The sequence below is a fragment of the Pantoea allii genome (genome assembly GCF_046529425.1).
In the GTDB taxonomy this organism is placed as follows: Bacteria; Pseudomonadota; Gammaproteobacteria; order Enterobacterales; family Enterobacteriaceae; genus Pantoea; species Pantoea allii.
Map to the genome: position 1 here is coordinate 39020 of NZ_CP125959.1, position 18070 is coordinate 57089.

The following is an 18070-nucleotide window of genomic DNA, read 5'->3' on the forward strand; positions in this document are numbered from 1 at the left end:
GCGGTCAGTCAGGCTGAGTACAGGGCGTTTTGCACAACGCGCATTCGGGCAGCAATAAGGTGAATGCGCGTTGTGCCGTCAATCCAGATCGCTGCCGTTACTGGTAATCACTTTTTTATACCACCAGAAGGATTTTTTTCGCCGCCGGGCCAGCGTGCCTTGTCCACGATCGTCACGATCGACATACACAAAGCCATAGCGTTTACTCATCTCACCCGTTGAGGCGGCAATCAGGTCAATACAGCCCCACGTGGTGTAGCCGATTACGGGTATCCCATCACCTATCGCCTCTCCCATCGCCCGAATGTGCTCACGCAAATAGCTGATGCGATAATCATCAATAATTTCGCCTTCATCATTGACCTCATCGCGTGCACCCAGGCCATTCTCCACCAGGAAAAGCGGTTTCTGGTAACGGTCGTACATCATGTTCATGGTGATGCGGAGTCCAAGCGGATCGATGCCCCAGCCCCATTCACTACGCTGAATATGCGGATTCGTAAGGGATTTCACCACGTTTGCCGCGCTGCTGTTCTGCTCATTCATATCGGCGGACGCACAACGGGAAGCATAGTAACTGAATGACACGAAATCGACGGTGTTCATGAGTACATCAGCATCATCTTCTGCCATTTCAATCTGGATGCCTTTCTCGCGGAAAAGGCGAGCAGAGTAGGCGGGATAGGCACCCCGCGCCTGAATATCAATGAAAAACAGATTCTCACGATCTTTTTGCAGCGCCGCCCAGACATCGTCAGGTTTGCTCGACCAGGGATAAAAATTGCCGCCAGCCAGCATGCAGCCAATCTGATTATCCGGGTTGATTTCATGAGCTATTTTTGTCACCCGCGCGCTTGCCACCAGCTCATGGTGAGCGGCCTGATATTTAACCTGCTCACTGTTTTCACCCGGTTCAAATACCAGTCCTGCGCCCGAAAAAGGGCTGTGCAGCATGATATTTATTTCATTAAAGGTCAGCCAGTACTTCACTAAACCATCAAACGCCTCAAAACAACTGCGTGCATAACGGGCAAAAAAATCGATCATTTTACGATTGCGCCACGAACCGTATTGCGTAACCAGATGCATAGGTACATCAAAATGGCAAAGCGTCACTAAGGGTTCAATGCCGTACTTGCGACATTCGGTAAACATGTCACGATAAAAAGCCAGCCCCTCTTCATTGGGCGTGACTTCATCGCCGCGCGGAAAAATACGGCTCCAGGCAATCGACGTCCGAAAAACCGTAAAGCCCATTTCTGCCATTAAAGCGATGTCTTCACGATAACGATGATAAAAATCGATCGCAGTGTGGCTGGGATAGAATTCATCGTCCCGCAGTGCGTCACGTTTTTCCTGACCCAGCTTGACCGGCATACGTGCAGGCCCGATGGGGAGCATGTCAACGGTGGTTAATCCTTTCCCGCCTTCAAGAAAAGCGCCTTCTGACTGATTTGCGGATAAGGCACCGCCCCATAAAAATCCTTGCGGGAATCGTGATTCAGACATGAAATCCTCTTTAACACAGTCATTAATGATCAGCTAGCGTTAGCCGCTTTTGCTTTTTCAGGTGAAACCTTAGGTTGTGATGCTGCCAGGCTGGTGGTTTCAGGAATATCGTCAAAGCCCAGAATCAGGGTAAGAATAAATGACAGCACCACAGAGAGCACCATCACCGCGACAACCCAAACAATGGACATCGGGTTGGCTGGATCAAAAAACTGAACGCTGGTAAACAATCCGGGTGATGCCATCGAATGGCTGGCCAAACCGCCTATGCCGGCGACTGCACCACAAATAAACCCACTGATCATACTGGCAATCAAAGGGCGCTTTAAACGCACAGCGACACCGTAAAGGGCCGGTTCAGAAATGCCGGCCACAATGGCAGAGGCTGCTGCTGCCAGCGCGGTTTGACGTAATTCCGGGTTTTTCGTTTTACAGGCGACGGCGAGTGAAGAGCCGCCAAGGGACAGATTAGCGCCAATCTCCGAAGGCATAACCATGCCCTCTTTACCGGTTTCAGCAATGGTCTGAATAATGGTGGGTGTGAAAACCCGATGCATGCCAGTCATCACCAGCAAGGGCCAGAGCGCGCCCATAATCGCAACCGAAAGCCAGCCCAAATAACCGTGAATGGTGTAAACCACGGCGGAGATTCCACTGCCGATCCAGATACCAATCGGGCCAATCAAGACAATCGCAATCGGTGCGGCGATCAGCACAATCAACATCGGCTTCAGAAAGTTTTTTGTTACCGCAGGCGTAATACGATCCACACCACGTTCAATGTGAGACAAAATCCACGTCATCACCAGCGCCGGTATCACCGTATAGGTATATTTCACCGCCGTTACCGGGATAAAAGCAAACTCCACGGGTTGTCCCTGCGCCGCTTTAGCCATCAGGTCAATAAAGTTGGGATGCACCAGGACGCCAGCGATGGCTATCGCCAGTGACATGTTCGTCTTGAATTTAAGCGCCGCTGACGCAGCCACCATAATGGGCAAAAAGAAGAAAGCACCATCTCCAATCACGTTCAATATGACCAGAGTCGATGAGCCTTTCTCAAACACACCGGCCATATCCAGGATCATGGCCAACAGCTTGACCATTGAACCGCCGATAATGGCGGGAATCAGCGGTGACATGGTGCCGACCAGCGCATCCAGAATACCGGCCCCCACGCTTTTTAGCGTGAGTCGCCGTTTCCTGGGCGCAGTACCGTCTGACTGCGGATCACCCAATGCCAAAACTGCCTCATAAGCTTTCGACACATCATTGCCAATAATCACCTGCAACTGTGTATCGGTATGCACAACGCCCATAATGCCATTGAGGGTTTTTAATCCGGCAAGGTCAACCAGGCTATCGTCTTTCACCACAAAACGCAGGCGAGTCATACAATGCGTGACGGCACTGATATTGTTCAGGCCGCCCAGCTTATTAACGATAGCCTGTGAAATCTCTGCATAATTTCCTGGCATGATTTTATCTCGTAGGGTAGAGGAAAATGCGCTCGGGTTTCCGCTGGAGCCGCCGCTTTATTGTTATACGCCTTCAGTCAGCCTGACTCAGGTTGCATCTGACCGAAGGGGCAGCTAAATAGGAAACCGGTTTCACAAAATCATGAAGATGTTTTACTGTTTAAACAAGAGCGTAAAATGGCCATCTGTTATTTTTGTGATGGCAATCACTTGAAGTGGAAAAGAGCGCCATGCCGGGCTAAGGGCAAATATTTCAAATAATGAAAGGCTTAGGTAGACTGCATTTACTCTGAGGACACGGGCAGCGAGAACATGACAACAATATCTGAAGTAGCAAAACGCGCCGGCGTCTCAAAAGCGACAGTATCGCGAGTGTTGTCGGGCAATGGTTATGTGGGGCAGGAGAAACGAGATCGCGTATTACAGGCCATTGCAGAGACAGGCTATCGGCCAAATCTGCTGGCACGCAACCTGGCGAATAAAAGTAGCCAAACCATTGGGCTGGTGGTCACCAACACACTTTACAGCGGTAACATTTTTAGTGAGCTGATGTCGCACTCTGCCAGAATTATGGAGCAGCAAAATCGTCAATTGATCCTGGCCGATGGTAAACACACCGCGGAACAGGAGCGTGCGGCTATCCAGTTTCTGCTCGACCTGCGTTGCGATGGCATTATTATCTATCCGCGCTTTCTCAGCATTGACGAGCTGGACGCGATGATCTCGCAGCACAAGCAACCTGTCATGGTCATTAATCGTCGCCTGCGTATCAATGACAGCTTCTGCGTTTATAGCGATCAGCACATGGCCAGCCAGATGGCCGTCCGTTATCTGATGGAGCAGGGCCATCGTAATATCGCGTTTATTACGGGATCACTGGATTCACCTACCAGTCAGGAACGGCTTTCGGGCTATCAAACCGCGCTACGCGCGCAGGAAATCGCCATCAATCCGCAGCTTATTGTGCAAGGAAAGTGGACCGCGCAAAGCGGCATGCTGGCGGTGAAAACCTTGCTCGCAAGGGGACAATCCTTCAGTGCCATCGTTGCCAGCAATGATGAAATGGCTATTGGGGCCATCAAACAGCTGACGGAAAATAATATCGCTGTGCCAGGAACAGTCTCCGTGATTGGCTTTGACGATATCCCGCTGGCGGCCTACATTATTCCTGCGCTTTCCAGCGTGAAATTTCCCGTAACCGATATGATTAACGAGACCATTAACCGGCTGGTTTCGATGCTGGATGGCGGCGAGTTAACGACGTTAACGCCTTTTAAGGGCAGCCTTGTCCTGCGCGACTCCATCACCGTTGCCCCCTGACGTCTCTGCCTGCAAGGCGGCGACCTGCATCAGCGCGATACCTTGCTCAGAAAGCCGGGTCACCACGTCCTGGGAAAGCCCATCCTCTGTAATAACATGGCCAGGCTGATAACCGGACGACAAGGGATAAGGATGTATTTGCCCGAATTTAGATCTGTCGGTCAGAACATAACTGTCTGCGCCTTTCGCCAGCACGGCGTCAACCACATCACATCTCTGCATATCGCGACCGGTAAAGCCGGTTTCCGGATGCCAGCCATCTGCGCCAACAAAGGCTTTGTGAAAGTGAATCTGCTGAATACAGTAGCGGGTTAACGGGCCGGTTAAGGATTCGCTGCTCTTTTGCAACATGCCACCCAGAATAATCACGTCACAAGCCGCATCTTTAAGCAGGTGACCGATATAGTGGCTCACCGTGATTAACGTCAGGCTTTTGCGGCTGGCCAGCATGCGTGCCAGCAGGGCATTAGTGCTGCCGCCTTCAATCAATACAGACTCGCCATCGTTGATCAGATCAGCGGCATAGCGGGCGAGAGCCAGCTTAATACCATAACGGGTGTTCATGCGCGTGCCAACATCGTCGCTGTCCAGCGCCTGGGCCGCGCCATGAACCCGACGCAGAACCCGCTGTTGCGCCAGTTGGTTGAGATCCTGACGTACCGTGACCTCTGAAACACCGACAAGCTGAGCCAGCTCGCTGACGGCGATGCTGCCACGTGAATTAACCAGTTCGATAATTTGTTGCTGACGCGTATTCATCGTGGTTCTCTGCATCCATGGATTAAGCTGACGTTAAGCGATACGGGTTTTCAGGCTAAACCCAGTCCCCGTTTTCCGTTGAGATTAAGATCGGCGAGGGTAAAGCGATTTTTCCAGCCAGCTTCGTAGTGCTCAGGAGGAAAATCAGCAGGGGAATGGCCTTGCTCAAGTGCGCGCGCGACAAGATGCGCGTAGGCCCGGTTTTTATCACACATGGGCGCAGCGGGAATATACATAACATTGCCCCAGCCCTGCTGGTTTTCAACCGGTGCGACGGCGTGAATGAGGTCACAGTGCCACCAGACGGAGTCGCCCGCCGTTATAGCCGGTACCGAGCATAATCCCTTTATCAAATGTGGGTGCCATTTTTCATTTACTGCAAGCACGCGCCCCGGCTCAACGCCACACAATTCATCGTCAGCCACATCCGATAATAACGGTCGAAGCAGGACATAGGCGATGGCTTCCGGCACGGGAACCACGTGCAGTAAGCCCTGACCGGGCATCATATCGGAGAGCGCAGTCCATCCCTGAAACGTGCGGAAAGCCGAGCATTTTGTGGTATCGGGAACATCAAACTCGTTCACTTCGCTACGATGGGCTGCATTCCATGGGTCGTAACGCTCAACATTGCCGTCAAAAAGCGAGCGAAAGACGCGTTGATACGCGGGCAACAACCAGCGTTCAAGCGCACCGGAATCCGTATGCGCCCCCAACCCTTTCGACGTTGTTCCCGGCGGACGTCGGCGAATTCGGTCCGGATAGATAAGATTCACATCCGGATCGAACCATTGCTGACCTTCGGATTCGAATCGCCACAGGCGATTTAAAAACGACTGCACCTGTGCCATTTCATGACTCTGGCGCGCCTCCATTTGCGCCTGAGACCAGTAAATCGGATAAATTTCAGGCCGGGAGGCTTCGAGACTTCCAAAAAAATTGTCCCCTGGACCGCGATACTGTGCATCGAACTGATTTTCATCCAGATAACGCAACATGGCGGCATCCCATGCCAGCGCCTGTTCTCGAGGAAAATGCTGCTTTACGACCACACAGCCACGACGTTTTATTCTTTCTCGTGTCTCAGGGGTCAGCGTGCCATCTGTAATCTGTTCGGGTGAAATCACCGGCCAGGCACTGCCGCTCTGTTGTTCTTCCGCTTTGGCCTGGCTTATGGCCTGCTCGATTTTATTGCAAACCTCACTGAATAAGCCTTCAACATCGCCGATCTGCTGACGCACCTGCTGCTTAAACTGACGGATCGCTGCTGGAATATCGTGGGGTAACGGTGTGTGTTGAAGCTTCACAGTCATAATTGTGGCCCTTAACAGATAGTTTATATTTCAGATGAAGATTTTTTTCATTACATTCGAAAGATGAACTTATGTTTAACAGATTGCTGATGGGTAAAATCGCGACTGGCGCACAATGTGAGCTAACAGAAGGATATTTAATGATTGGAATTCTCATTAATCCCTACAGCGAGTAAGCTTGAAGCAACAGTCAGCCTATTCAGGCCGGGAGACAAGGGGGGAACGACAATGGCAGTAAGGATGATTGCAGTTGATATGGATGGGACTTTTCTGGACGAAAATAAGCAGTACAACGTTCAGCGCTTTTCACGCCAGTACGCCCTGCTAAAACAAAAAGGCATTCGCTTTGTTGTCGCCAGTGGCAATCAATATTATCAGCTACAGCGCTACTTTCCTGACATCAAAAATGAAATCGCCTTTGTCGCCGAAAATGGCGCATGGGTGTCAGAGGGCGACCAGGAAATTTTTTGTGGTGAGCTGGCCAGGAAAAGCGTGCACCGCGTGTTGGAGATACTGGCAAAAGAGCCGGATATCAGCACGGTCGTCTGTGGACGTAAGGGCGCTTATGTTCATTCTTCCATGCCTGAAAGCGTTATTCAGATGCTCAATAACCATTATTATCGGCTCGAAAAGCGCGATAATCTTTATGATATTGACGACACCATTTTTAAATTTTCGCTTAATCTGGCGCACGAAGGCATTGAAAGCCTGATGGATCGTTTGCATAACCAGCTTGGCGAGATCGATCATATTATGCATCCCGTATCGAGTGGCTATGGTTTTATCGACCTGATTATTCCTGGTTGTCATAAAGCACATGGCATTGCTTTGCTGCAACAAAAATGGGGCATCAGCGATTGTGAGGTGGTGGCGATTGGCGACAGCGCGAACGATATTGAAATGCTGCGTCAGGCCTGTTTCAGTTTTGCGATGGCCAATGCCGTAGAGCCGGTATCCGCCGTGGCGCGTTTTAAAACTGAAAGCAATCAGGATGAAGGGGCGCTAAATGTAATTGCCCGGATTCTGGCGCGCGAGTTTCCCTTTGAATAACGCCTTAACGCCGGGATTTGTGCTGTGCCCATAAAGGCAAAGGTCGTATATCAGATAGGTGTGACAGTGTCACATCAATGATGTTATTAAAGGTGAATGATTAGCTTTTCACGACGCTGTCAGCGGCAGGTGCCAGCGTCGTCGGTGTACCAAAGCATCATAAACGTTGCCGCTTATAGTTACAACATACTGTAAGTGACAGTAGTAAAAGCCCAGAGTCAGCATCCGCGTAGTTTTCAGGTCTTGCAGAATAGCGATCCACAGCCCGGCTTACACCGGGCTGATGGGGATTATTTGTCGGCTTTCTTCTCTTCTTCGGTGCCTGACGGTTGCGTTTCAGCATCCGATCGCCAGGGCTTCAGCAGCTGAATATCCAGAATCACATAAACCATCGTGCTGATAAACAGGGAAATCACGCTGCCAAATACGCCGCTGGTGGTAAAGGTCAGATAGTTATAGATAATCAACCAGGTGAGACAAATGAACATCGACAGGGCTAGCATGATGGACGAGAGCGAGTAGTTACTGGTGCCGGCGCCTTGCTGATGCGTCAGTTTAAACAGGTTTCCAGTCGTGTATCTTTCTAAAATCAGGATGGTTTTTTGCCAGTTACGACGTTGTCGTGAACCCGTGCGTACAATAAACAGATACAGGACGGAGATAAAAAAGCCTGAAAACGCAATCAGGACTGGAACGGCTTCCAGCGCATACTCAATACTTTTGTGGCTCGCCCCGGCTGGACTCAGATCCAGCGTCAACGAGGCACCCAGCGCGGCATAAAGGAACACGAACAACGCTAAAAAGGTTATCGTGCGTTTCCAGTCTGCCTCGGCCTCGCGGTTCTTTTGCTGAAGCGCAACGGTGAAAGCGCGTTCGATATGTTCAGCCAGGGGCGAGTGCATTTCAATCGCGTCAACCGTTTCATCCAGCAGGGCTTCGATAAAGGGCTTGTGGTCACTGTGCAGGGGAATATTCATTACGTGGATTCTCAGTAAAATTTCCGCTTATTTTAGTCTGCCTGAGAGGAAATGATACAAGCTTCACACGTTAAAAATCTTCAGGCTGAGTCAGTTAAGTATCAGGTAATGCGTTTTACGACAGCCGCATGATGTACACTGCTAGTGAACTTACCACGAGGAAAGCGATTATGAATGACAAGAAGATGATTTCCATCGATCAGTTCAGTGATGAAGAGCGACTTGCCGTTAACGAAGCCCTTCAAAATCTGATGGAAAAGCACCGTCAACGCACCGGCAAAGAGCCTGACAGCAAAAAAGAAAAAGAGCTTAACACTGAAGCCCGCCAGCAGGTGATGGCTGATAAACTGCTTAATGAAAAGTTAAAAGCAGAAAAAGAGAGCAAAAAACCGGTCAGGAAAAAGAAACCTTCATCAATGGCCGCGAGTGAAGTTAGCGACTTTAACTGGTCTGCTTCAGTCGCAAAAGGCCGCAGAAGATAACGAAAGAATAATGATGCTGACGCCTGACGATATAATTCTGTTTATCGTTGGGCTTATGCCACTCTCACTAAACTGCCTGTACAAAATCAGGATCAAGCAGAGTAAAAACAATAATAAATAAAGCGGTAAAACGCTTAAAAATTTATGCGGTTTACATTTTTTATGGATAAACTGCGCTGAATATACCGTCAATTACGCTTGCGAATGACTTATTACTCCCCCGAAGATCATCATCTTAAGATGCGATCCACGCGATTTGTCCGTCGCATGTTCGCCATGCGCCAACTGGGCACGATTTTATGCGCTTTGCCGATTGCATCCGTTTTGATGGAGCTGGGCAAAAAACCCGCCATATTGGTCTTACTGATTAGTAACGTTATTATCTGGCCCTGCCTGGCATATTGCCTTGCCATTACATCACGTGATTCAACCGCCAGAGAGCGAACCAATTTAACGCTCGATGCCGCCTTCGGCGGTATTTGGGTAGCACTCATGGCCGTGAGCCCGATGCCATCCTTTGTCATTATGGCGGTACTGGTCTCCGACCGTTATGCCGCCGGAGGCTGGCCACAACTTCTCTCTGCACTACAGGCGTTTCTGTTTGCCTTTATCATGGTATGGACAATAGAGGGCGCGCCGGTTTTGATGGAATTTAGCATCCGTTCGGCATGGCTTACGATACCGCTGGCCACGTTTTATCTGTTGGCGCTAAGCGTGGTATCCCATAATCTGACGTTTAATCTGCGCCAGAAGAACCGGGAGCTGGAAAGGATCGCCTTGATGGACCCCAGTTTGCAAATCCCTAACCGACGCCTGTTTGAACGGCGGCTTGAAAGTGAATTTCTGCGCACCCGGCGTGGAGACAGCAAGGCATACCTGATACTTATTGATGTCGATCATTTCAAGAACGTCAACGATACCTTTGGTCATGAAGCAGGGGATTTTCTACTGGCTGAAATTTCCGGGTTGCTGCGTGACAGCGTAGGCATGAAAGATATCCCGGCGCGCTTTGGTGGCGATGAACTGGGCGTGATCGTACGTGACTCAAATGACGTTAACATCGTCAGGCTGGCCGAAACCATTCAACGAAACATAGCGCAATTACGCTTGCCTGCTTCAGCAGAGTTCAGATGTTCAGTCAGTATTGGTATTGCCTGTGCGGAAAAAGCCAGCTCTATACATGAATGGCTGCGACGCGCTGATGAAGCCCTGTATGAGGTTAAGCGATCGGGGCGTAATGGTCAGAAATTATGGCAGGCCTGAGGTTACATGAAGCGGTGTAGCACGGGCGCTTTTTTACTGGTTTAACATCAGCATACCGATACTGTAATCAGCCAGAAATTAACACCGCCTTATCTCAAGGCGGCTTTTGCTATCAGATTGCAGGATAGTCGCCAGTGCCTTCAGGCCAGGGCGTAAGCAAATCAAACCCTGTCTCAGTCACCGCCACCGTATGCTCCCACTGGGCTGAAAGCGAGCGGTCTTTCGTGACCACAGTCCAGCCATCAGAGAGGACGCTGGTGCCGGCTTTGCCTGCGTTGATCATGGGCTCGATGGTGAAAATCATCCCTGCCTTCAACGGCATCCCTTCGCCTGGGGTACCATAATGAAGAACCTGTGGATCAGTATGATAAATCTCGCCCACGCCATGACCACAATATTCCCGCACCACCGAAAAGCCGGCGTTTTCAGCAAGGCGCTGAATGGCGGCACCAATATCACCCAGTGTCGCACCAGGCTTCACCGTTTTAATGCCCGCGACCAGGGACTGATAAGTAATATCGACCAGGCGTTTGGCGCGTACGGACGGTGTGCCAACAAAATACATTCGGCTCGTATCGCCGTACCAGCCATCTTTAATAACGGCTACGTCGATATTCACAATATCGCCGTCTTTTAATTTCTTGGCAGCAGGGATACCGTGGCATACCACATGATTCACAGAGGTGCAGGTTGTGCGCGTGTAACCGTGATAGCCGATGTTGGCTGGCGTAACCTTAAGTTCATTTACGATAAAATCGTGACAGATATCGTCCAGTTGTTCAGTCGTGATTCCCGGGCGCACATGCGGGGTAATCATTGCCAGGACCTGGGCTGCAGCATGTCCGGCAGCGCGTGCTTTTTCAATTTCTTCTGCGGAATGGATCTTAACGGTCCCCATTACACTTCTCCTTGTGAGGTTAAATCGGCGTTATGTAGCACCTGGCGAATATCCGCGCCGCCGTTCATTTCGATACGGATCAACGTTTGAGCCAGCTCATGTTGTGTCAGTTGAGGATACAGCTCGGCCAACATACCGAGTTTTAACCAGTGCTCAGCCTGAGCGTTGATCGAGCGGCTCATCGCCTGGCTGGCGATGCGCAGGTTTTCATGCATCAGATCGGATATTTTGACAATGCCCATGCGAAGCCTATATGGAATATATACGTTTTGTATACAGGCTACGCGTTATGAAGGGAGAGTTAAAGAAAAAAATCACAGCGGGTCCGAACGTTTCAGTAATATTCATCCGCCAGCGCACCTGTGTCAGGCCCGTTTTCCAGATTGCGGTTTTTAAACCCTCTGGCAGATCCTGAACCATAATCTACATCTGAAAATCGGCAACAGAGACGCTGAGTGCATTATGTCGGTGGTAGCAGGGTTATCCGTGAAGGCAAAATTTTTTATCACCGCTGGCCATACTGTCTGATTCGGCCAGGTCAGTGCTGGATAACGGTAACCGTCTTTTCAGCAATGGGCCGACTCCTGAGAATCCGCCTTCATTCGGCACATCAGTTAAAAAAGAAGCGGTTCAGATTAGTCAGGATGATTACGATAGGTGAGATGTTTAAAGGCAGATGATGATATTTTAATGACGGGCACGAAGGTGCCTGAACCGCATAAAACGGCATGATGAAACGGTCACGCTTATCCACTTCTTACTTCGTAATTACCGGGAACAACGTTATGAGAGCATTCTTCATCACAGGCCTGATGTTCGCGTTAACAGCATGCTCTAACTCAGTGGGACATAATTTTGATACCGCCACCGTTCAGAATATCAGGCCAGGTCAGACAACACGTGCGGAACTGATCGCGATGTTTGGCCCGCCTGATACGGAAACACCTTATCCCAATGGGCAGCAGTTACTGATGTGGAAATACAGCAAAGCCAGAGCGCTGGATACCTCTGCAGGTGAAACACTCACAGTGCAGACAAAAAATGGCAGAGTGTTTAACTACACATTTAGTAAAAGTTGACGTCCTTTTAGGGAGATATCAAGTCGCCTGACAGAAGCATGAATTTTTACTTTGTTCGAACGATTGCGGATTCACATATTGATTTACGCTATGCCTCTTAATTCAGGAGGGATGTGATGAAAAAACATTTCATTTTTACCTCATGCCTTATGGTGATGAGTTTACTGTGGGCCGAGAGTTCTGTCGCAAAGGCTCTCCGGCAGACGGATGACCAAATTCGTCAGCTGATTATTGAGGATTCAATCGCGTCCTATCCCGGTGTTTGCGCGTGCCCGTTTAATTCAGCGCGCAACGGTAGCAGTTGTGGCAAGCGTAGCGCATGGAGCAAGCCGGGCGGCTATTCTCCCCTCTGTTATAAAAAAGACGTGTCCCGGGAAATGGTGGAGGAATGGCGTAAAAGTCATGGTGCCTGATGGCGTCCTGGATTATCGGTTCGCTTTGTTGTTTAAACGACATTTACCGTTGAGCACTGCTGTTCAGGTCAAACAGAGCGCGAGACTCGCCAGCGTCTCCTCAGTTTGGCACTCAGCGTCATAACTGAGAATGCAAAAACCGCATTTAAGAACGGGTCATCATAAAACGCGGTGATGATGACGTCTGCGCATCTAACAGGCGTGGTATGTGCGTATGTTAACTTCCTGTCGTTCAGTATTTAACGGGCATTTTTTCGTTTCCTTCTATCTTGTCAGCGTTGATCCGCTGTTGCTATTCAGGGCTTATATCAGCAGCGCAAATATCCCCTGCTTTTTTATCAGAATCCGCGTAGCGGCGTTATTGTGACTCCAGACTTAATAGGTCTGGAGTCACAATCATCTGAAGAGTAGAATCCGCGTTTCAGCTTTATCATCAGGGAAGGGCAGTGACAGAAATCCGCACAAAAACCGTTTCGCCCCATGTCGGGCATCACGTCATGGCGTGGCTTAATCAGGTCAGAAGTGCCTCATTATCTGAGGTAGATAACTTTGGTGATGAAGGTACGGTTGAGCAGGTTATGAAAGTGTGGGTAAAACTGTCATTACTTGTGACGCGTCGTCGTCCCGAAATTGCGGTGTCCTCCCTGCTCAGACATGTATTGCCGAATATCGGTGCGCTGCCGTTAAAAGACCTGACGCGGCTACGACTAAATCGGTTGTATAACGTATTGATTTCAGAGGGTAAAAAAGAAGAGGCGCGCCGGGTCTTTGCTTTAACGAAACAGTTTTTAGCCTGGGCTGAAATGCAGGGTTATCTTGAACATTCTCCTGTTGCGTCAATGAAGAAACGCGATATTGCTGGCCGTGCTGCGCCGCCGCGAAGCCGGCAGTTGTCGGATGCGGAGATCTGGGTGTTCTGGCATGGTCTGGACAACTGGGCGCTTTCTGAGCAGGTACGGTGGGCACTGCGCCTTTGCCTGGTCAGTGCGCGACGTCCTGATGAAATCGTCCAGGCACGCAAGTCAGAATTCAATTTGCAGTCAGGGCTCTGGAAACAGGGAACGCGTAATAAGTCTCATCGCGAACATACTTTGCCCGTCTCGGCATTAATGCGACTGTGCATCGAATCATTACTGAATGCCAGCGATCCCGCTTCGCCCTGGCTGGTGCCGGCACCGCGCGACGTGATGCAGCCACTGTCTAAAGGCGCATTAAATCAGGCTTTGCGTCGTATGCTGCGCGCACCGCGTGGGTTGGGGCTGGAACACTTTACGCCACGAGATTTACGTCGAACGGCACGCTCGAAATTATCTGCGCTGGATACGCCCAATGACGTGGCAAGAAAAATTATGAATCATGCGTTAGAAGGGATAGACCGGGTTTATGATACTCACGACTATCTTGTGCAAATGCGGGCTGCGCTGGACAACTATTCGGCATCGTTAGAATTAATTATAAACAGTGATGATTACCATTGTTTACGTCATCGTTTTGAGGGCGAACCGCTAAAATTAGACGGCTCATCTGTTATGGCTATGAGCCCGTAAAGCATGATTGATACGGTTTCCAATAAAAAGCGGTGTTGTTATCAACACCGCTTTTTTTATCAGATCAGGAAGTCATCAAGAGAACCGCCTGCATCCAGCGCCTTTTTAATTGGCGATGGTGTACGACCCTGACCTGTCCATGATTTAGTTTCACCGTTTTCATCGGTATATTGGTATTTAGCCGGACGTGGTGCACGTTTAGCTTTTGTTTTCGTTTCTGTTGGCAAATCCACCAGCTCAGAAATATCAATGCCGTCATTCATCAGCATTTCTTTATACTTAGCCAGCTTGTCTGCTTTTTCACGCTGCAGGGCTTGCTCGGCTTCTTCTTCTTCACGGCGTTCAGCGACAACGACAGAAAGCTTTTCGAGCATCTCATTTAACACATCAAGCTCAATTTCCCGGGCTTGTGCGCGTAAAATACGAAGGTTATTTAATGCTTTGAGCGCATCCATTGATTAATCCTTAAATTACAGCGAATATTTAAACAGGGTCATTCTACGAAAAATATTCCAGGAAGGAAATATCTCTTCAGTCTGAAATGTACAAATTTGTTACTGTTAGGATTATTACGACTTCTTTGAGGCGCAAACAGACATAACGTATTAAAAAAACATTGATGTTATAAACCCTATTTAGGCAGCACAGCCATGCTCAGGAGTGAGCATCTTCTGCGCAAGACGTATTATAAACTTTATTTATAAATAGAAAAATCAATTAAATCATAACCTAAAGCTATCTTGCCTCTGCCAATAGTAGTGCAGATCCCTTAAGATAACGGTTTTCATCGGCGCCGCAGAAAAATGATAACGTATAGTGAATAATATCTGCCATTTAATAGAAAAACATTCGCATCGTCAGAATGCACCAAAATGCCTGTCGCTGACAGTGACATTTGTCATAAGTAAACCCTGATATTCATGTTGGAATGTGCTTCAAATTTGCTTAGCCCATTGGCTCTTTTATCGCGGCTTTTTTTGAACAAGGTATAAACGTCTCATCCAGCCGGAACCCAATATCAATACATTTTTTGTGCCTAACAGAGGCGTCAAACGTGACATACATGACGTCTTATGCTGGCCTGACAGTTAATCACACTGTATCACAGCCATAAGTATGGCGAGCTAAATCATAAGCGAAGCGCCAATAAGCTTAAGACAGAATAAAAATTCAATCACTAATAACCGCTTTAGATAACGTTATACCTATATCGCAGCGGAAACCCGATGGGATTTTTCCTGGCATTTACCCAGGCATTCTCCGGGGGACTGAAATCAAAACAGGAGTGGAACCCGGCAATCATTTTATTCATAAGATGACATCACTCGCCGTACAATAAATTACCAGCCTTTTAAAAACGCCTGTGTTGTTGTGGCCTTTGTCTGGTGACCCTACACCTCATCTTTCAGCAAAACTTCCGCGTTATCAATGCCGTACTCCTTTCAGCTTTTCTGGAATCATTACTTATAAATATTAACAATAACTTGCAATGATAATCTAAATGCGTATATTTCTCATTTGCTTTTGTGTTTTATGGCTTTTGACTTATTCATAATGCTCAGGCTATGCGGCAGTTTTTGGGGACTGATTCGCTGCAGTGGCAAATAAAAAACGAAAACGAGGCGTTTACAATGCTTTTGAGTACACTTCATGTTCAACGGGATCGCCTGCAGTCGATTTTCCCTCTGGTTCCCTCTCGCTATTCACTTTTGACGACGTTAATTACTGGGATCGTGTCACACAACGTGTTTGCAACGACAGCGCCTGTTTCGGCAGTGAATAACCAAACACTCATCGTCACGGCTGCTGAACCCCCTGTCGTCGAAAACACAGCATCGGATTACAGCGTTCCGGTAACCCGGGCGGGCAATAAATTGCTTTCGACAGTACGTGATATCCCCCAATCCGTCAGCATTATCAGTGAGCAGCGGATGAAGGACCAACAGCTCCAGTCACTGAATGACGTTCTGGATAATACGACAGCCATTCAGACCAGTACCGCGGATATGGATCGCAAGACCTATTATTCTCGCGGGTTTTTAATCGATAATTATCTGATTGACGGTATTCCCACCGTATTTGAAGAGCGCTGGAATCTGGGCGATGCACAAACCGATAGCGCACTGTACGAACATATTGAAGTGGTCAGGGGCGCAAACGGGTTATTGACCGGGGCAGGCAATCCTTCAGCGGCCGTTAATATGGTGCGTAAACATGCTGACAGCCGTCAGCCAGAGGGAGAGGTGTCTTCCAGTTTCGGCAGCAGGAATAAGCAGCGTTACGTCATGGACGTACAGTCACCGTTGACAGCGTCAGGCAATGTGCGGGGCAGAGTTATTGCCGGTTACCAGGACAATAACAGTTTTGTTGAGCGGTATGGCGCGGAAAAGAAATTTATCTATGGTGTGGTCGATGCGGACCTGAATAATGCCACCACCGTCTCTGTGGGCTATGAATTTCAGCAACTCAATACTGACAGCCCAATGTGGGGCGGACTGCCTCGCTGGTATACCGATGGTACAAAAACTGATTTCCGTCGCGGCTTTAATACCGCGCCTGACTGGACTTATAACGATAAAGAGAGCAGAAAGCTCTTTGCCCGGCTGAAACACACCTTTGACAGCGGCTGGCAATGGACATTAAACGGAACGCACGACCAGTCCACGCTTAACAGTAAAATGATGTATATCGCTGGTTATTTCGACAAAAATACCGGCGCAGGCGTTTCGCCTTATGCGGATTATCCTGTCGTAGGCGGCACGGGATATAATTCGGCAAAACGTAAAGTCGATGCCGTCGACACCTTTGCCAGTGGCCCTTATCAACTCTTCGGACGTAACCACGAATTAATGCTGGGTGTCAGCTACAGCAGGCAGAAAAACACCTATTACGGTACTTTTGCCAATATCTCTTCAGCGGAATTAGGTGACTTCAACCTCTTTGATGGTCAGTTCCCGGAAACGGACTGGGAGCCACGCACGCTATCCCAACAGGATATTACCCGCCAAACTTCAGGTTACCTTGCGACACGTATTTCAGTCGCCGATCCGCTAAATCTGATACTGGGCGCGCGTTATACCCGTTGGAGCAAAAACACCCTGACCAACGATATGGAAAAAAATAATATCACGCCTTATGCCGGTTTGATTTATGACATTGATGAGAACTGGTCAACGTACGCCAGCTACACCTCTGTGTTTCAGCCACAATCCTATCGTGATATCTCAGGCGCCTATCTGGCACCGGTTATGGGTAAAAATTATGAAGCGGGCGTTAAATCTGACTGGTTCGACAGCCGTTTAACGACGTCGCTATCGGTGTTTCGTGCCGAGCTGGATAATGTCGCGCAAACCACGGGGCGTATTATTCCGGGGACCACTGAGTCAGCTTATGAAGGTAAAAATGGCACGGTCAGCCGCGGGGTCGAGTTTGAAATTAATGGCGCAATAACCGATAACTGGCAAATGACATTGGGTGGCACCCGTTATATTGCAGAACAGCGAGAGGGCACGGCGTTAAAGCCCGATCTGCCACGAACGCAGTTGAGCGTCTTTACAAGCTACCGTTTATCCATGCTGCCTGACCTGACGGTAGGCGGCGGTGTGAAATGGCAAACCCATGTCTGGAGTGATAACTCCGCACCCGAAGGCAAGGGGACATGGCGCGCAGAGCAGGGGAGTTATGCCTTAGTGAATGTGTTCAGCCGCTATCAGGTCACTAAAAATTTTGCTGTCCAGGGCAACATCAATAACCTTTTTGATAAAACCTATGACACCAACGTTGCGGGAGACATCGTTTACGGCGAACCACGCAACGTGTCTGTTACCGCCAGCTATCGCTTCTGAACAGTCTACAGTCTCTTCAATACGCGCCTCACGCGAGGCGCTTTCAGCAATCGGTGTTTTGCTCGCCTCTGCCAACTGCAAATCCATGATCCATCACGTTTTGATGCAATCTTCACGTCAGAAAACCCTGGATTTGC

16 protein-coding genes are annotated in these 18070 nt (G+C 49.1%); 8 read left to right on the plus strand and 8 right to left on the minus strand.

The features are described 5' to 3' along the window. Window positions 1-78: 78 nt before the first annotated feature. Together QNH99_RS21520 and ascF are read right to left on the minus strand one after the other, a co-directional pair. Window positions 79-1509 carry a 6-phospho-beta-glucosidase gene (locus QNH99_RS21520; RefSeq protein ID WP_410517736.1) on the minus strand — a complete coding sequence of 477 codons (1431 nt, stop codon included), beginning with the start codon at window positions 1507-1509 and terminating at the stop codon, window positions 79-81. Window positions 1510-1538: 29 nt separating this feature from the next. After that, window positions 1539-2987, minus strand: a complete 1449-nt coding sequence (ascF, locus tag QNH99_RS21525; RefSeq protein WP_172896896.1) for a PTS cellobiose/arbutin/salicin transporter subunit IIBC — start codon at window positions 2985-2987, stop codon at window positions 1539-1541. A gap of 312 nt (window positions 2988-3299) precedes the next feature. On the opposite strand from ascF, the gene QNH99_RS21530 reads away from it, so the two are divergent. Further along, window positions 3300-4307, plus strand: coding sequence for a LacI family DNA-binding transcriptional regulator (locus tag QNH99_RS21530; RefSeq protein ID WP_410517737.1), 1008 nt, complete (start codon window positions 3300-3302; stop codon window positions 4305-4307). Here QNH99_RS21530 and QNH99_RS21535 read toward each other — a convergent pair. Continuing rightward, window positions 4251-5066 carry a DNA-binding transcriptional regulator YciT gene (locus QNH99_RS21535; protein WP_410517738.1) on the minus strand — a complete coding sequence of 272 codons (816 nt, stop codon included), beginning with the start codon at window positions 5064-5066 and terminating at the stop codon, window positions 4251-4253. The genes QNH99_RS21530 and QNH99_RS21535 overlap by 57 nt on opposite strands. Before the next feature lie 50 nt (window positions 5067-5116). Then, entirely contained in the window at window positions 5117-6379 is a 1263-nt protein-coding gene (locus QNH99_RS21540) for a DUF1479 domain-containing protein (protein WP_410517739.1), read from the minus strand. Between the two features lie 228 nt (window positions 6380-6607). Between QNH99_RS21540 and QNH99_RS21545 the strand changes: the two genes are divergently transcribed. Beyond that, window positions 6608-7429 (plus strand): Cof-type HAD-IIB family hydrolase, encoded by an 822-nt coding sequence (locus QNH99_RS21545; protein WP_410517740.1) that lies wholly within the window; start codon window positions 6608-6610, stop codon window positions 7427-7429. Between the two features lie 290 nt (window positions 7430-7719). Here QNH99_RS21545 and QNH99_RS21550 read toward each other — a convergent pair whose 3' ends face one another. Further along, window positions 7720-8406 carry a hypothetical protein gene (locus tag QNH99_RS21550; protein WP_410517741.1) on the minus strand — a complete coding sequence of 229 codons (687 nt, stop codon included), beginning with the start codon at window positions 8404-8406 and terminating at the stop codon, window positions 7720-7722. Window positions 8407-8576: 170 nt separating this feature from the next. On the opposite strand from QNH99_RS21550, the gene QNH99_RS21555 reads away from it, so the two are divergent. Both QNH99_RS21555 and QNH99_RS21560 read left to right on the plus strand, forming a co-directional pair. Next, window positions 8577-8888, plus strand: coding sequence for a hypothetical protein (locus QNH99_RS21555; RefSeq protein WP_096011639.1), 312 nt, complete (start codon window positions 8577-8579; stop codon window positions 8886-8888). Between the two features lie 204 nt (window positions 8889-9092). Beyond that, window positions 9093-10151 carry a diguanylate cyclase gene (locus QNH99_RS21560; RefSeq protein WP_241568027.1) on the plus strand — a complete coding sequence of 353 codons (1059 nt, stop codon included), beginning with the start codon at window positions 9093-9095 and terminating at the stop codon, window positions 10149-10151. 112 nt (window positions 10152-10263) lie between these two features. Here QNH99_RS21560 and map read toward each other — a convergent pair whose 3' ends face one another. Together map and QNH99_RS21570 are read right to left on the minus strand one after the other, a co-directional pair. Next, the gene (map, locus tag QNH99_RS21565; RefSeq protein WP_063876961.1) at window positions 10264-11049 is read right to left on the minus strand and encodes a type I methionyl aminopeptidase; all 786 of its coding nucleotides are present in this window, start codon (window positions 11047-11049) and stop codon (window positions 10264-10266) included. Next, window positions 11049-11291, minus strand: coding sequence for a ParD-like family protein (locus tag QNH99_RS21570; RefSeq protein WP_109717683.1), 243 nt, complete (start codon window positions 11289-11291; stop codon window positions 11049-11051). Before QNH99_RS21570 ends, map begins: the two co-directional genes overlap by 1 nt. A gap of 543 nt (window positions 11292-11834) precedes the next feature. Here QNH99_RS21570 and QNH99_RS21575 point away from each other — a divergent pair. The 3 genes from QNH99_RS21575 to QNH99_RS21585 all read left to right on the plus strand — a co-directional run bounded on the left by QNH99_RS21575 (window position 11835) and on the right by QNH99_RS21585 (window position 14088). Next, entirely contained in the window at window positions 11835-12128 is a 294-nt protein-coding gene (locus QNH99_RS21575; RefSeq protein ID WP_063876959.1) for a hypothetical protein, read from the plus strand. 116 nt (window positions 12129-12244) lie between these two features. Further along, on the plus strand, window positions 12245-12541 hold the full coding sequence (locus tag QNH99_RS21580) for a hypothetical protein (protein WP_063876958.1): 297 nt from the start codon (window positions 12245-12247) through the stop codon (window positions 12539-12541). A gap of 497 nt (window positions 12542-13038) precedes the next feature. Next, entirely contained in the window at window positions 13039-14088 is a 1050-nt protein-coding gene (locus QNH99_RS21585; RefSeq protein ID WP_410517767.1) for a tyrosine-type recombinase/integrase, read from the plus strand. Between the two features lie 59 nt (window positions 14089-14147). Here the strand turns inward: QNH99_RS21585 and QNH99_RS21590 are convergent, their stop codons facing one another. Beyond that, complete coding sequence (locus QNH99_RS21590) at window positions 14148-14543, minus strand: H-NS family nucleoid-associated regulatory protein (RefSeq protein ID WP_063876956.1); 396 nt, start codon at window positions 14541-14543, stop codon at window positions 14148-14150. A gap of 1176 nt (window positions 14544-15719) precedes the next feature. Between QNH99_RS21590 and fhuE the strand changes: the two genes are divergently transcribed. Beyond that, window positions 15720-17933, plus strand: coding sequence for a ferric-rhodotorulic acid/ferric-coprogen receptor FhuE (fhuE, locus tag QNH99_RS21595; RefSeq protein WP_410517742.1), 2214 nt, complete (start codon window positions 15720-15722; stop codon window positions 17931-17933). Window positions 17934-18070: the final 137 nt, after the last annotated feature.